Below are 15,273 nucleotides of genomic sequence, written 5' to 3' on the forward strand. Positions count from 1 at the left end.
GGCCTGCCCGCCCCGGGGAAAAAACTGCTGACTGATTACGCTTTGACGCTGCTGCCTGAGAGCAGATCCAGCACTTCCTGCACGCTGCGGGTCTGCGCCAGTCGTTCAATCACGCTATCATCATCCAGCGCGTTGGTCAGGCTGGTGATCACCTGAATGTGCTCATTGTTGCGGGCCGCAATCCCGATCACCAGGCGCGCCACCTCATCCGGCTCATCGCCAAACTGTACGCCTGCCGGATACTGACAGAACACCACGCCTGTTTTCAGCACGCGATCTTTTGCTTCTACCGTTCCGTGCGGAACCGCAATCGACTCACCCAGATAGGTTGGCGTCAGCTTTTCACGGGCCAGCATCGCCTCAACGTACTCTGGCTGGACATAGCCACCTTTTACCAGCTGCTCACCGGCAAAGCGGATCGCCTGCTCTTTGTTGCTGGCGCTCAGATCGAGGAATACGTTATCCGTCCCGAGCTTAAACAGGTGCGTATTCTCGTTATCAAAGCTGTCTGCCAGCGTTGACTGCACCGTTTCGCGATGCGCCACGCTGCGGTTTACCGTGACCAGTCGCTCGGTCAGGTTGGTGTAGAGCGCGCTATCAAGGAAATTATTCAGCGAGATATGCTGCGCCTGCGGTGCCTGACGCATCGCCCGTTCCGTGAGATCGCGGTGTGTGATCACCAGGTCAACGTCACCCGGCAGCGCATTAATAGCGCTGTTCGTCACCGACACATTCGTGAGGCCCGCATCCTGCACTTTTTTGCGCAGCACGCCGGCACCCATGGCGCTGGAACCCATACCGGCGTCACAGGCAACGATGATTTTACGCACGTGGCTCACGTCTACGCTGTGAGCGTCAGCTACTACCGGTGCGCCTGCCGCCGGCTGGCCTTTAGACTGCGCTTTCATGTCGCGCATACGCTGGGTCGCCGCTTCAATATCTTCGTCTTCTTTCACTTTGCTGGTTTTCAGCAGGATAGAAGAGACAACAAAAGAGACGGCAAAAGCGGCTACGATAGCGGCAACGTTAGCAAAATAGGCGCCTTTTGGCGTCATCGCCAGCACGGCCAGGATAGAACCCGGTGACGCCGGAGAGACCAGGCCGCCATTCAGCAGCGTCAGCGTAAATACGCCGGTCATACCGCCCAGGATCACCGCCAGCAGCAGGCGCGGCGCCATCAGCACATACGGGAAGTAAATCTCATGGATGCCGCCGAGGAAGTGGATAATAGCGGCACCGCCCGCTGACTGTTTGGCGCTGCCGCGACCAAAGATCATATAAGCGACCAGCACGCCCATCCCCGGGCCCGGGTTAGCTTCGATCAGGAAGAAGATCGATTTACCCGCTTCGCTCGCCTGCTGAATACCCAGCGGCGAGAAAATGCCGTGGTTGATGGCGTTGTTAAGGAACAGGATTTTCGCCGGCTCAACAAAAATAGAGGTCAGCGGCAGCAGGTTGTTCTGCACCATCAGGTTAACCCCGGCGGCGAGAATGTGCGACAGCCCCTGCACCAGCGGACCAATAGCCAGGAACGCCAGCAGCGCCAGCAGCATACCGATGATGCCGGCGGAGAAGTTATTCACCAGCATCTCGAAACCGCTTTTGATCTTGCCGTCAACGGCCCGGTCAAACGCGCGGATTGCCCAGCCGCCCAGCGGTCCGGCAAGCATCGCGCCGAGGAACATCGGCATATCGGCACCGACAATGACGCCCATTGTTGTAATGGCGCCGACCACGCCACCGCGATCGCCGCCGACCAGACGGCCGCCGGTGAAGCCAATCAGCAGCGGCAGCAGATAGGTGATCATCGGACCGACGAGTTTCGCCAGCGTTTCGTTCGGGATCCATCCGGTTGGAATAAACAGCGCGGTGATGATACCCCATGCGATAAACGCACCGATGTTAGGCATCACCATATTACTCAGAAAGCGACCAAAGCTCTGCACTCTGACCTTGACTGATGAGGACATAAACCCACCCCTTATTGAGACGCGCTGCAATAAGAGCGCGCATTTGTTTTTGTTGAGACATTACGGCGGGGGCCGTGGCATTACTGTATGCAGGCGGACTCTAGCACTTGTTCAGGAGCGTGCGTAGCGTCCGGGATTAGTGTGATCCATATCACGCAAAAGCGGGGTGAACAGGGGGGGTTAATGTGACTCTTGTCACACAAAGACAGGATAAAAAAGCAGCGACGCCGAAAAATTCAGCAAAAAAGCGGGTTTTATGTGATAAGCCTCACTCTTTGGTAGTGCGGGTTTATTGCAGAAGTGTGATTAGCGTCACAAAGAATTTCTGGTCATAATTGCGCCAGATCACAGGCGGGTAGGTAAAGCGGCAGGCCGTTATAAAGCGAAGCGCAGCGAGAACCGGGCAGTGGTAATACTGCCCGTAACCGGCGTTATTGCCAGGAACCCTGTACTGCATTTTGCGCCTGCGTCAGCGCCTGCGCATTTGCAGACAGCTCACTCATCAGCGCATTGTACCGGGTCGCCTGATCCTGCGTCGGGAACTGTACGCCACCATCATTAAAAGTGACGCGTGTTCCCTGCGATTGCAGATAGTCTCCGGTCTGTACAGCGCTCTGGCTCAGCGCCTGCAGCTTAGGCAGCAGCGGGATCAGCGTGCCTGCCGGCTGTGTAACCACTTTTGCATAGGCTGCGTCATACGACTTTTTCAGGTCGTCGGGCTGTTTAAGCGTCGCCTTGCTGCTGTCAGCCTGCATTTTCGCGCTCTGGATCTGCTGCGTCAGAACGCTGAGATTGCCGCTCACCTGGCGCAGGGTATCGCGGCGGGTCAGATAATCCTGCGGAACGCGAATCGCTGCCAGCTCATCCACGACCGGACGCATACCCTGTTCCGTGGCCTGACTCACCTGCTGAGAAAAGCCATACAGAATGGCATAGTCACTAGCGTAGTTACCGAAGGTCTGCTTCTGGTTTTCACTCAGTGCCGGCAGATGTTCACCGCTGCGCATCACGGTATTTTGCAGAAAATCGTTAAACGCCTTACGCTGATCGCCCTCTTTGTCACCGCAGGCGGTGAGTTGCAATATGACCAGCGCGCTGGCGAGCAGCATGCCGGTACGCATCCAGATGCGGGAAGTTCCTGACGCCATGTTTCAACTCCTGTCGTGACAAAATGGCAATATGTGAATCGCTGAGAATGGTCCTAAAGAATAGTGCAATGGCCTGGCGTGCACAATGACCGAAGGCGTGCAGTGTGATGCTCTCCGGTCAGCGCGCCCGTGTGGCACAGCAATAGTCAACGATGTGGCAGACCGCTGCCCTATTTCAGCCCCTGACCAGCGTAGCAGGCGAAGGAGTGCACGCAGCAGAGGCGGCATAACTCATAACCTCTCCTTTAATATGCATCAGACTGGTGCATCTCTGCTCTATTATTGAGCACAATGCGAACAAAAATGCCGCAGCGGCGGTGCGAAACGTCCGCAGGATGCGAAATGCGGATCTGGCGCTATTTTTGCTTCATTCAGGACAGGGGGCAGAGTGTGACAGACAGCAACTTTTTACCTGACAGGCACTTAAGCGTTACTGCAGGTTTTAGCCATAAGCAAGATGAAAAAATAATCAAAAAACAGACAGCAATTCCTGGATTCTGACCCATACTAAGAAACCCGGCAATTGTTGCATTGCGCTGACATGTTCGCAGTGCCCAGCAGGCTGTGTCCCGTAACGGTTTTATAACTCTAACGTCCAAACCGCTGCGGGATGCAGCCTGATAAAGCCTGGTTTCAGCATCATTTGATGCTTACCTCTCTACTTTCACGTGCTTCATAGTGAGTTTTAAGGAGTTCTCTATGGAATTAAAAGATCCAATGGTTGAATTACTCAGCAGTCTTGAGCAAATTGTTTTGACACGTGATGCTAAGCCTTCCGTATCAGATATTGCACTCAACACGGTGTCAGTTCCCGAGCCACAGCGTTTACGTGAGATGACCGGCATGCAGGTGGATGAGTTCGCCCGCGTGATGGGGGTGAGCGTCTCATCAGTAAAAAGCTGGGAAGCGCAGCGCACGCGCCCCTCCGCTACGGCACGCAAATTGATGAAGCTGCTGCAGGCGAATCCTTATCTGGGACGGCAGCTGCTTGAGTAACCAATTATCGGTTCTCCGAACCCGCCTGCACGGCGGGTTTTTTATTTCAGCGCTTCAAATTTAGCCGCCTGACGGGCGAACCAGCTTTCCGGAAGGTTATAGGGGGGCTGCGACAGTTGCTGCAATCCCTGTTTGATATTCTGATGCGCCTGCTGCCAGAGCTGTTTATCGCCCTGCAGCAGTAGCTGAATCTGCACCTGCTTCTCAATCAGATAAACGCGCGCAAAATCCGGGTCAAACTGCACTATCGCGCGGGTATTATCGATAATATCTGCCAGCTTGATCGTCTGCGCTTCGGGTGAGGCGTCCGCCGTATGCCGGAAGTGTGCCAGTTTGCGCGCCGCGCGGTTTCTGGCCTGCGGCTGGGCGCTGTCAGTCAGCATCGCGACCAGGCCGGCTACGCGCTGGCCAAACTGCTGTTCAATATCCTGTAGCGTGCTGGATGTGTCTTCTACCGTATCGTGCAGCCAGGCAGCTGCCAGCATCTCTTCATCATCGGTTACGCTGCGCACCAGTTCAGCCACTGCCTGCGGGTGAACGATATAGGGCTCATCGGTGTATTTACGTCGCTGGCCTGTAGCTGCATGAAGTTCAGTAGCAAAACGACGCGCCTGCTCCTCCAGTGAATCCTGCATCTTCACTCTCCCGTGAAAAGTAGCTTGCAATTATCTAGCGCGCTATCTATATTAATTTGCATGAACAGTAATCAAGATGGCAAAAAAGTGAAGCGGCCGCCACTCCAGGTTGATCAGCATCTCTGTTTCGCGCTCTACTCGGCAAATCTGGCCATGCATAAGGTCTATCGTCAGCAGCTGGCGGCACTCAATATCACCTATCCGCAATACCTGGTGATGCTGGTGCTCTGGGTGCAGGATGATGTCACGGTGTCAGAGATTGGCGAACAGCTGTTTCTTGACTCCGCGACGCTGACGCCGCTGCTTAAGCGGCTGGAAACAGCCGGGCTGGTGCGCCGGCAGCGTTCACGCCAGGATGAACGGCAGGTCGTGGTGACGCTGACCGATGAGGGGCGCGAGCTACAGGCGCGCGCCGCTGCGATTCCGGAAGCGGTGCAGTGTGCGACGGCCTGTGACACCGGGACGATGGCAGCGCTGAAAGAGCAGCTTGATATGCTGCGCACCAATCTGAACCGCGCAGGCTGACTGCGCGGATAAAAAAGCATTTACATCGGCGCGGATAAGTAGCGCGTTATTATATAGCGAACGGAGATAAAGTATGTCTTTAGACAAAGTGGTTTATACAGCTAAAGCAAAAGCAACCGGTGGCCGTGACGGACGTGCAACTTCTTCTGACAACGTCCTGGACGTTAAGCTGGGCGTGCCAAAAGAGATGGGCGGAGCCGGTGGCGAGGCGACTAATCCGGAGCAGCTGTTTGCGGCGGGCTATTCAGCCTGTTTCCTCGGCGCCATGAAATTTGTTGCCGGTCGCGACAAAATCGCGATGCCAAAAGAGGCATGGATTGAAGGTGAAGTTGGCATCGGCCCGATTCCGACCGGTTTTGGTATTGAAGCTACGCTGAATATCCACCTGCCGGAGATGGATGCTGCAGAAGCCCAAAAGCTGGTCGATGCTGCACACATCGTGTGCCCTTACTCTAATGCCACCCGCGGCAATATCGACGTGACGCTGAATATCATTAATTAAGCACGCACGCGGTTAACCGGGCTCCTGCGGGAGCCTTTTTTATTCACCCGCTTTTAGCCCGCACAAAAAAATCTGGTCTTACCATTGGTTAAATGTTCTACTGCTGCGCTTAACACGGCATCGCAGTTATTTTCGGTTCAGATTCGTCCCGATCCTGCTCGATACGTCACGCTTTTCCATTCTCAAAGCGAACCTTGCTGTCTGAACAGAGTCACAGGAACGGTGATAAATCGACACCGGGTCGGGAACAGAAAATTTAAATGAATTATATCAAAAGTTTAACTCAGCAGAAGCTTTCTCTGCTGCTCGCACTTTATCTTGGCATCCTGCTAAACCTGCCAATTTTTTACCGCCGCTTTGACGGCTTCTTAACCAAATCAACCCCGTCCGACTGGCTTTCTGCTGTTGCTGAAGTCACGGCCGCTGTTTTACTTACCTTTTTCCTGATGCGCCTGCTCTCGCTGGGTGGAAAATGGGCTTACCGCGTGCTGGCCAGTCTGCTGGTAGTGATTTCCGTGGCCGCGGCATATTACATGACCTTCTTTAATGTCGTGATTGGCTACGGCATTGTGGCTTCGGTTATGACAACCGACATCGATCTCTCTAAAGAAGTGATCGGCCTGCATTTTATTGTCTGGATGGTGCTGGTCAGCGCGCTGCCGCTGCTGCTGATCTGGCGCAACCGGCTGCGTATGACGCTGATTGAGCAGCTAAAAACACCGGGACAGCGCCTGAAACCGGTAGCTATTATGCTGCTGAGCGTGGCGCTGGTATGGCTGCCGATCCGCTATTTTGACAAACTGCAGAAAACGCAGGAAGAGATCACGAATATCGATCTGCCCAGCTATGGCGGGGTAGTGGCACACTCTTATCTGCCTTCTAACTGGATTGCTGCTCTGGGGCTGTTTACCTGGACTAAAGTGGATGAAAAGCTGGACAGCGAAGCGCTGTTCGATCCGGCGAAAAACTTTACCTATGTGGCACCGGCAGGCATTGATGACACTTACGTCGTGTTTGTTATCGGTGAAACCACGCGCTGGGATCATATGGGGATGCTGGGCTACGATCGCGATACCACGCCAAAGCTCTCCAAAGAGAAAAACCTGGTGGCGTTCCGCGGTGAGTCCTGCGACACCGCAACCAAGCTCTCGCTGCGCTGCATGTTTGTTCGCGAAGGCGGCACCATGGATAATCCGGGCCGTACTCTGAAAGAGCAGAACGTATTTGCCGTCATGAAAGAGCTGGGTTTTACCTCTGAGCTGTTCGCCATGCAGAGCGAGGTCTGGTTCTATGACAATGCCGATGTGAATAACTTCTCTTTCCGCGAGCAGATCGGCTCTGAAAAGCGTAATCAGGGTAAAGCGGTAGACGACATGCTGCTGGTGCCGGAACTGCAGGCTTCCCTGCAGCGTTTCCCGAAAGGCAAACATCTGGTGGTGCTGCATACCAAAGGCTCACACTATCTTTACTCGCAGCGCTATCCCCGCAGCTTCGCGCGTTATCAGCCTGAGTGCATGGGCGTGGATGACACCTGCAGCAAGGCGCAGTTGATCAACGCTTATGACAACTCTGTTTTGTATGTGGACTCGATGCTCGACAGCGTACTGGATCAGCTGCGTGATAAAAAAGCGCTGGTGTTCTATGCGGCGGACCACGGCGAGTCGATCAGCGAAAATATGCACCTGCACGGCACCCCACGTGAGATGGCGCCGCCTGAGCAGTTCCGCGTGCCGATGATGGTCTGGGCGTCCGATAAATATCTGGACGATCCGGTGAACCGCAGCAACTTTGAGCGACTGCAGGCGCAGCAGCGTGTCGGTAAAACGCATCGTCACGTTGAGCTGTTTGATACCATACTGGGCTGTCTGGGCTACACCTCACCCAATGGCGGTATCAATCCGGCAAACAACTGGTGTCAGGCTCCCGCCGCTAAAGCACAGAGCAATCTCTGACCGGTATGCCCGCGCTGAGATCGCCTTCCCGGCGCGGTTGCCTGCTTTTCAGGCAATCAGGCAGCTTTAAAGGGAAAAGGGATTGACGCTGTAAAGGCGCAGCAGTAATATTCGCCCCCATCGGCGAGTAGCGCAGCTTGGTAGCGCAACTGGTTTGGGACCAGTGGGTCGGAGGTTCGAATCCTCTCTCGCCGACCATCATTTAAGAAACCTGCTTTGCAAAAAGCAGGTTTTTTTCGTCTGTCGTATTTGCACTCTCAGGGTGAAATCCGCGACCGCTCCGTAAAGACGAGGTCCGTCCCTGATCGCCCGTCACACGCCATTCATGGCGTGTGACGCTTTACTCCACGGCCCCGCATTTCACCCTTTATCCGGCTTCGGTGATGACTGAGGATTTACTGGCCTTCCCTGAACCAGACTCACATCCCGGCAGCGATCAAGCAAAGTCATCAATTTACGCGTTCCATTAATCATCACCGGGATAAACCTTATTATTCCTCAACACCGCTCTTCATCACTTGCTGCATCAAAGCACCTCTCTTAATTCGCGACACATTCTGCTTATGACCGGCTTTTGCTTTTTGCTGATTTCTTATGCCATTACGCCAGCATATTTCGCTACCCGAACGTCATAACGCACGGGGAATCGTTCAGATATTCGACGTTTATCGACAATTTTAAAATGTTTTTTAGCGGTGATAATCACTGTTATTTGACGCAAGCGCCAGATAATCCAGCGGTATCGAACGCTTTTTCACCGCCTTATATATCGGTTTCTCTCTCCAGTGCTCTTTTTTATCGTTGCTTGCACTTACTCACACTCTGTGTAAATAACCCCACGTTGTATTGACGTTCGTTGCAACTGTTGACAAATTGATGCCTCAGTAAGATGTAGAGACGGACGCATCTGGCTGGTGTATCCCGCCAGGGCAATAACAATAACCGCTCACATTCTGGTCGCTGTCAGACCTGCCCGTACCGCATAAAAAAATCAGAGGACGGGCGATGCACACAACATCACATCACAATGGAGCAAAACATGATGAACTCCCGGGCTAAATCCAGGATGCTGAAGGCCGGTCTCAGCCTGATTGCGATGACCGTCGCTGCCGGTGTTCAGGCGAAGACCCTTGTCTACTGTTCAGAAGGCTCGCCGGAAGGTTTCAACCCGCAGCTCTTTACCTCTGGCACCACCTATGACGCCAGCTCGGTCCCGATTTATAACCGTCTGGTTGAGTTTAAAACCGGCACCACTGAACTGCAGCCAGGCCTGGCTGAAAAGTGGGATGTCAGCGAAGATGGCAAAACCTACACTTTCCACCTGCGCCAGGGCGTGAAGTGGCAGAGCACGAAAGATTTCAAACCAACGCGTGAATTTAACGCCGATGACGTGGTGTTTTCATTTGAGCGCCAGCTCGATAAAAACAATAAATTCCACGGCGTCTCTGGCGGCAGCTACGAATATTTTGAAGGCATGGATATGCCGAAGCTGATCGGCAAAATTGAAAAAGTTGACGATCACACCGTGCGTTTTACCCTGACCCGTCCTGAAGCACCTTTCCTCGCTGACCTCGGTATGGACTTCGCCTCTATTCTTTCTAAAGAGTATGCGGATAACATGCTGAAAGCAGGCACGCCGGAAAAACTCGACCTGAATCCGGTCGGCACCGGCCCGTTTGTACTGCAGCAGTATCAGAAAGATTCACGCATTCTCTACAAAGCGAACCCGGACTTCTGGGGCACTAAACCAAAAATCGATCGTCTGGTCTTCTCTATTACGCCAGATGCGTCAGTGCGCTACGCCAAGTTGCAGAAGGGCGAGTGCCAGGTGATGCCTTATCCAAACCCGGCTGACATCGCCAGCATGAAGAAAGACAGCAAAATCAATCTGATGGAGCAGCCTGGCCTGAACGTGGGTTATCTCTCATTTAACACAGAGAAAAAGCCGCTGGATAACGCCAAAGTGCGTCAGGCACTGACCATGGCGGTCAACAAGCAGGCGATCATCGATGCGGTCTATCAGGGAGCAGGGCAGGCAGCGAAAAACCTGATCCCGCCAACCATGTGGGGCTATAACGACGAGATCAAAGATTACGCCTACGATCCGGAAAAAGCCAAAGCGCTGCTGAAAGAAGCAGGCATGGCGGATGGCTTCTCTATCGATCTCTGGGCAATGCCGGTGCAGCGTCCATACAACCCGAACGCGCGCCGCATGGCGGAGATGGTTCAGGCGGACTGGGCGAAAATTGGCGTAAAAGCCAAAATTGTTACCTATGAGTGGGGCGAATATCTCAAGCGCGCCAAAGCAGGTGAACACCAGACGGTGATGATGGGCTGGACCGGCGACAATGGCGATCCGGATAACTTCTTTGCCACCCTGTTCAGCTGTGCAGCGGCAAAAGATGGCTCCAACTACTCCCGCTGGTGCTACAAGCCGTTTGAAGATCTGATCCAGCCGGCCCGTGCGGAAGCCGATCACAATAAACGTATTGCGCTCTACAAGCAGGCGCAGGTTGTTATGCACGATCAGGCTCCGGCACTGATCATTGCACACTCGACCGTCTATGAGCCTGTCAGCAAGAAAGTGAGCGGCTATGTGGTTGATCCGTTAGGTAAGCATCACTTCGAAAACGTCGATATTCAGGAATAACCCTTTCGGATTATCACGGTGAGGGCCAGCCTGCTGGCCCTCGGATGCGCTCTTCGCCATCCGTGTCCCGTACTTTTTTCCGGCAAATACTTTTACTGAAGCGCTGCCTGCATCGCGTCCGGCTTTGCCGACCGCGCGTTATGAGCAATGTAGTCCCGCGACGACTTTCCGCTGCGGGAGAATGACTGAGAATCCGGCTTATGCTGCAATTCATACTCCGACGTCTGGGCCTTGTCATCCCGACGTTTATCGGTATTACCCTACTGACCTTTGCGTTTGTTCATCTGATCCCCGGCGACCCGGTGCTGATCATGGCGGGCGAACGCGGTATCTCCCCGGAGCGTCACGCACAGCTGATGGCGCAGTTTGGCCTCGACCAGCCGATGTGGAAGCAGTACATCACCTATATCAACGGGGTGCTGCACGGCGATCTCGGTATCTCTCTGAAAAGCCGCATTCCGGTGTGGGATGAGTTTGTCCCGCGCTTCCAGGCGACGCTGGAGCTGGGCATCTGTGCCATGCTGTTTGCTATCGCCGTGGGTATTCCGGTGGGCGTACTGGCCGCCGTAAAGCGCGGATCGGTTTTCGATCATACCGCCGTGGGGATCTCCCTGACCGGCTACTCCATGCCGATCTTCTGGTGGGGGATCATGCTGATTATGCTGGTATCGGTGCAGCTCAACCTGACGCCGGTCTCTGGCCGGGTCAGCGATACCATCTTCCTTGACGACAGCCATCCCCTGACCGGCTTTATGCTGATCGATACGCTCCTGTGGGGGGAAGAGGGCGACTTCAAAGATGCGGTCATGCATATGATCCTGCCGGCGATTGTGCTGGGCACCATTCCGCTGGCGGTGATTGTGCGTATGACGCGCTCCTCCATGCTGGAGGTGCTGGGCGAGGATTATATCCGCACCGCCCGCGCCAAAGGGCTGACGCGCATGCGGGTTATTGTCGTGCATGCGCTGCGTAATGCGATGCTGCCAGTGGTCACCGTTATCGGTCTGCAGGTCGGCACGCTGCTGGCCGGTGCGATTCTGACCGAGACTATCTTCTCATGGCCGGGTCTGGGCCGCTGGCTGATTGAAGCGCTGCAGCGCCGCGACTATCCGGTAGTGCAGGGCGGCGTGCTGCTGGTTGCTATCCTGATCATTCTGGTCAACCTGCTGGTTGATCTGCTGTATGGCGTGGTCAACCCGCGCATCCGACATAAGAAATAAGGGGGAGCTATGTCTGCTGTTGAACCCGCGCGCGTAACTGCCGCACCAAAGCCGATGACCCCGTTTCAGGAATTCTGGCACTATTTTAAACGTAATAAGGGCGCAGTCATCGGCCTGGTCTACATCACGCTGATGCTGCTGATTGCAATTTTTGCCGATTTTCTGGCACCGCACGGTCCGGCAGAGCAGTTCCGCGATGCGCTGCTGCATCCGCCGGTATGGCAGGAGGGCGGCAGCTGGAGTTATCTCCTCGGCACCGATGATGTGGGCCGCGATATTTTGTCACGCCTGATGTTCGGGGCGCGCCTGTCGCTGCTGGTAGGCTGCCTGGTCGTGGTACTGTCACTGATTTTTGGCGTGATTTTTGGCCTGATGGCGGGCTACCTCGGTGGCGTGGTGGATGCCACTATTATGCGTCTGGTCGATATCATGCTGGCGCTGCCCAGCCTGCTGCTGGCGCTGGTGCTGGTAGCCATCTTTGGCCCCTCCATCGTCAACGCTTCGCTGGCGCTGACGTTTGTGGCGCTGCCGCACTATATCCGCCTGACGCGCGCGGCGGTGCTGGTTGAGGTTAACCGCGATTATGTCACCGCTTCCGGCGTGGCAGGTGCGGGAACGCTGCGTCAGATGTTCGTCAATATTCTGCCAAACTGCCTGGCTCCGCTGATTGTGCAGGCATCGCTCGGTTTCTCCAACGCCATCCTCGACATGGCGGCGCTGGGCTTTCTCGGAATGGGGGCGCAGCCGCCGACGCCGGAGTGGGGCACCATGCTCTCTGACGTTCTGCAGTATGCGCAAAGTGCCTGGTGGGTAGTGACCTTCCCCGGAGTGGTCATCCTGCTGACGGTTCTGGCATTCAACCTCATGGGCGATGGTTTGCGTGATGCACTCGACCCGAAACTCAAGCAGTAAAGAGGCACCGAGATGGCGTTATTAAATGTAGAGAAGTTATCGGTGCATTTCGGCGACGAAAAAACACCGTTCCGTGCGGTTGACCGCATCAGTTATCAGGTCGAGCAGGGCCAGGTCGTAGGGATTGTCGGTGAGTCGGGCTCTGGTAAATCAGTCAGTTCGCTGGCGATTATGGGTCTGATCGATTTTCCTGGCCGCGTCATGGCTGAGAAGCTGGAGTTTAACCAGCGCGATTTGCAGAAGATCTCTGAAAAAGAGCGCCGGCAGCTGGTTGGCGCAGAAGTGGCGATGATTTTTCAGGATCCGATGACCAGCCTCAATCCCTGCTATACCGTGGGTTTCCAGATTATGGAAGCGCTCAAGGTGCACCAGGGCGGCAGTAAACGCACCCGCCGCCAGCGCGCTATCGATCTGCTGGAGCAGGTGGGTATTCCCGATCCGGCTTCGCGGCTTGATGTCTATCCGCACCAGCTGTCGGGCGGCATGAGCCAGCGCGTGATGATCGCCATGGCGATTGCCTGCAAGCCTAAGCTGCTGATTGCCGATGAGCCAACCACGGCGCTGGATGTCACCATTCAGGCGCAGATCATCGAACTGCTGCTGGCGCTGCAGAAGCAGGAGAACATGGCGCTGATCCTCATCACCCACGATCTGGCGCTGGTTGCCGAAGCGGCGCAGCACATTATTGTGATGTATGCCGGTCAGGTGGTGGAGAGCGGCAAAGCCGTGGATATCTTCAGGGCGCCGCGTCATCCCTACACGCAGGCGCTGCTGCGGGCGCTGCCGGAGTTTGCGGCAGACAAGGCGCGGCTGGCATCGCTGCCGGGCGTGGTGCCGGGCAAATATGACCGGCCCTCTGGCTGCCTGCTGAATCCGCGCTGCCCCTATGTGACCGATCGCTGCCGTACCGAAGAACCTGCGCTGCGCGACATTCCGGGCCGCCAGTCTAAATGCCACTTCCCACTGGATGATGCCGGGAGACCGACCTATGAGTCCTGATAACACGAAGCAGGATTATCTGCTGCAGGCGATTGACCTGAAAAAACACTACCCGGTGAAGAAAGGCCTGTTTGGTCAGGAGCGCCTGGTGAAGGCGCTGGATGGCGTCTCCTTCAACCTCGAACGGGGTAAAACGCTGGCGGTAGTCGGTGAGTCGGGCTGCGGAAAATCCACGCTTGGCCGTCTGCTGACCATGATCGAAACCCCGACCGAAGGCGAGCTTTACTGGCACGGACAGGATTTGCTGAAGCACGATCCGCAGGCGCAAAAACTGCGCCGGCAGAAAATTCAGATCATCTTTCAGAACCCCTATGGCTCGCTCAACCCGCGTAAAAAAATCAGCCAGATCCTTGAGGAGCCGCTGATTATCAACACCGCGCTGAGCAAAGCGGAGCGGCGCGAAAAAACGCTGGAGATGATGGCGAAAGTGGGTCTCAAGACCGAACATTACGATCGCTATCCGCACATGTTCTCCGGCGGTCAGCGTCAGCGTATTGCCATTGCGCGCGGACTGATGCTGGATCCGGATGTCCTGATCGCGGATGAGCCGGTTTCAGCGCTCGATGTTTCGGTACGCGCGCAGGTGCTGAACCTGATGATGGATCTGCAGCAGGACCTGGGCCTCTCCTACGTCTTTATTTCGCACGACCTCTCAGTGGTCGAGCACATCGCCGATGAAGTTATGGTGATGTACCTCGGGCGCTGCGTGGAGAAAGGCAGTAAAGAGGCGATCTTCAGCAATCCGCGCCATCCTTATACGCAGGCGCTGCTTTCCGCCACGCCGCGTCTTAATCCGGATGAGCGGCGCGAGCGTATCAAACTGACCGGTGAGCTGCCCAGCCCGCTCAATCCGCCGCCGGGCTGTGCGTTCAACGCACGCTGCCGGCGCCGTTTTGGCACCTGCGTGCAGCTGCAGCCAAAACTCAAACGCTATGGCGATCAGCAGGTTGCCTGCTTTGCCGTCGATCAGGATGAAAACCAGCCGCTGGAAACACCCTGATTAACGCCACTGATAAAAAAGGCTCCCGCGGGAGCCTTTCTTTTTTTAGCGAAAACAGTTCAGCAATGCTAACCTTTATCAGGTTAACCGGGCATAAGTCCGGAAATCTATCACATTACGTTATCTGACCGTCAGCGACAGGGCTCCCCGCGCAGCGCGCTAAGACAAATTCTTAAATCACCGTGCAGGCGTTGCCGGCTGAACCGCTGGGGTTACGCAACGCTAAAATCATAAATATCCTTATTTTACAGATATTTAATTTCTTTTCGGCGGCATTTTCGTTTCGGTTAACGGCAATGCATTAGTCTCTTTTCGCCGCGTATCTCCCGCCGGTAAAGCATCCGGTTTTTTATAAACACAGATAAAGCAGCTTTATCAGATATGCGGTTTTAATAATCAGAATTTTCTCACCGACTTTTAATGTGTGTGCTATATTCGCCAAAAAATTCCCTCTGCTTTCACAGGCACTGATCATGAAGAATTATGACGATCTGCAGCGTTTCAAAGAAAAAACGCAGACGCTTGATATCGATTTCAAAGATATGTCGGGTCAGGCGCAGAGCGCCGATCATCATCAGTGGGCCATTCTGCGCCAGCTGAGCACAGATGATGCGCCGGAGCTGGGCCAGGGGCAGCGTATCGATCTGCCGCAGCCACAGCCGGCCGGCCCTGAGGCATTTGCCGCGCCAGCCATACCTGCCGCTCCGCGTGCTCCGGCAGAGGAGGGCGCCTCGCTGCTCAGCAGCCTGGCGGCTACCGCGCCG

Annotated in this window: 13 protein-coding genes and 1 tRNA gene; 11 read left to right on the top strand and 3 right to left on the bottom strand. The window is 55.1% G+C overall.

Features of this window, described 5'->3' with window-relative positions:
• Window positions 1-35: 35 nt before the first annotated feature.
• Window positions 36-1,970 carry a PTS mannitol transporter subunit IICBA gene (locus HA43_RS13645; RefSeq protein WP_039381628.1) on the bottom strand — a complete coding sequence of 645 codons (1,935 nt, stop codon included), beginning with the start codon at window positions 1,968-1,970 and terminating at the stop codon, window positions 36-38.
• Window positions 1,971-2,401: 431 nt separating this feature from the next.
• The gene (locus tag HA43_RS13650) at window positions 2,402-3,118 is read right to left on the bottom strand and encodes a DUF3053 domain-containing protein (RefSeq protein ID WP_071668231.1); all 717 of its coding nucleotides are present in this window, start codon (window positions 3,116-3,118) and stop codon (window positions 2,402-2,404) included.
• Between the two features lie 699 nt (window positions 3,119-3,817).
• Between HA43_RS13650 and HA43_RS13655 the strand changes: the two genes are divergently transcribed.
• Entirely contained in the window at window positions 3,818-4,114 is a 297-nt protein-coding gene (locus tag HA43_RS13655) for an HTH-type transcriptional regulator (protein ID WP_039381633.1), read from the top strand.
• A 41-nt stretch (window positions 4,115-4,155) separates the two neighbouring features.
• Here HA43_RS13655 and HA43_RS13660 read toward each other — a convergent pair whose 3' ends face one another.
• Entirely contained in the window at window positions 4,156-4,749 is a 594-nt protein-coding gene (locus HA43_RS13660) for an HD domain-containing protein (protein ID WP_094111898.1), read from the bottom strand.
• A 60-nt stretch (window positions 4,750-4,809) separates the two neighbouring features.
• Between HA43_RS13660 and HA43_RS13665 the strand changes: the two genes are divergently transcribed.
• From HA43_RS13665 to bcsO, 10 genes are all read left to right on the top strand, one after another.
• On the top strand, window positions 4,810-5,274 hold the full coding sequence (locus tag HA43_RS13665; protein WP_071668230.1) for a MarR family winged helix-turn-helix transcriptional regulator: 465 nt from the start codon (window positions 4,810-4,812) through the stop codon (window positions 5,272-5,274).
• Between the two features lie 73 nt (window positions 5,275-5,347).
• Window positions 5,348-5,776, top strand: coding sequence for an organic hydroperoxide resistance protein (locus HA43_RS13670; protein ID WP_039381640.1), 429 nt, complete (start codon window positions 5,348-5,350; stop codon window positions 5,774-5,776).
• A 260-nt stretch (window positions 5,777-6,036) separates the two neighbouring features.
• Entirely contained in the window at window positions 6,037-7,728 is a 1,692-nt protein-coding gene (eptB, locus tag HA43_RS13675; protein ID WP_094111899.1) for a kdo(2)-lipid A phosphoethanolamine 7''-transferase, read from the top strand.
• 121 nt (window positions 7,729-7,849) lie between these two features.
• A tRNA-Pro gene (locus HA43_RS13680) sits at window positions 7,850-7,926 on the top strand.
• A gap of 841 nt (window positions 7,927-8,767) precedes the next feature.
• The gene (gene dppA / locus HA43_RS13685; RefSeq protein WP_039381644.1) at window positions 8,768-10,378 is read left to right on the top strand and encodes a dipeptide ABC transporter periplasmic-binding protein DppA; all 1,611 of its coding nucleotides are present in this window, start codon (window positions 8,768-8,770) and stop codon (window positions 10,376-10,378) included.
• A gap of 200 nt (window positions 10,379-10,578) precedes the next feature.
• The gene (gene dppB / locus HA43_RS13690) at window positions 10,579-11,598 is read left to right on the top strand and encodes a dipeptide ABC transporter permease DppB (protein ID WP_039381648.1); all 1,020 of its coding nucleotides are present in this window, start codon (window positions 10,579-10,581) and stop codon (window positions 11,596-11,598) included.
• 9 nt (window positions 11,599-11,607) lie between these two features.
• Window positions 11,608-12,510, top strand: coding sequence for a dipeptide ABC transporter permease DppC (dppC, locus tag HA43_RS13695; RefSeq protein ID WP_094111900.1), 903 nt, complete (start codon window positions 11,608-11,610; stop codon window positions 12,508-12,510).
• Window positions 12,511-12,522: 12 nt separating this feature from the next.
• The gene (dppD, locus tag HA43_RS13700) at window positions 12,523-13,509 is read left to right on the top strand and encodes a dipeptide ABC transporter ATP-binding protein (protein ID WP_039381653.1); all 987 of its coding nucleotides are present in this window, start codon (window positions 12,523-12,525) and stop codon (window positions 13,507-13,509) included.
• Window positions 13,499-14,509, top strand: a complete 1,011-nt coding sequence (gene dppF, locus HA43_RS13705; RefSeq protein ID WP_039381655.1) for a dipeptide ABC transporter ATP-binding subunit DppF — start codon at window positions 13,499-13,501, stop codon at window positions 14,507-14,509. Before dppD ends, dppF begins: the two co-directional genes overlap by 11 nt.
• Window positions 14,510-14,982: 473 nt before the next feature.
• Window positions 14,983-15,273: cellulose biosynthesis protein BcsO (gene bcsO, locus HA43_RS13710; protein ID WP_128083818.1), on the top strand; the 291-nt coding region annotated here is incomplete at its 3' end.

This window comes from Pantoea eucrina, from assembly GCF_002095385.1.
GTDB classification, from domain to species: domain Bacteria; phylum Pseudomonadota; class Gammaproteobacteria; order Enterobacterales; family Enterobacteriaceae; genus Pantoea; species Pantoea eucrina.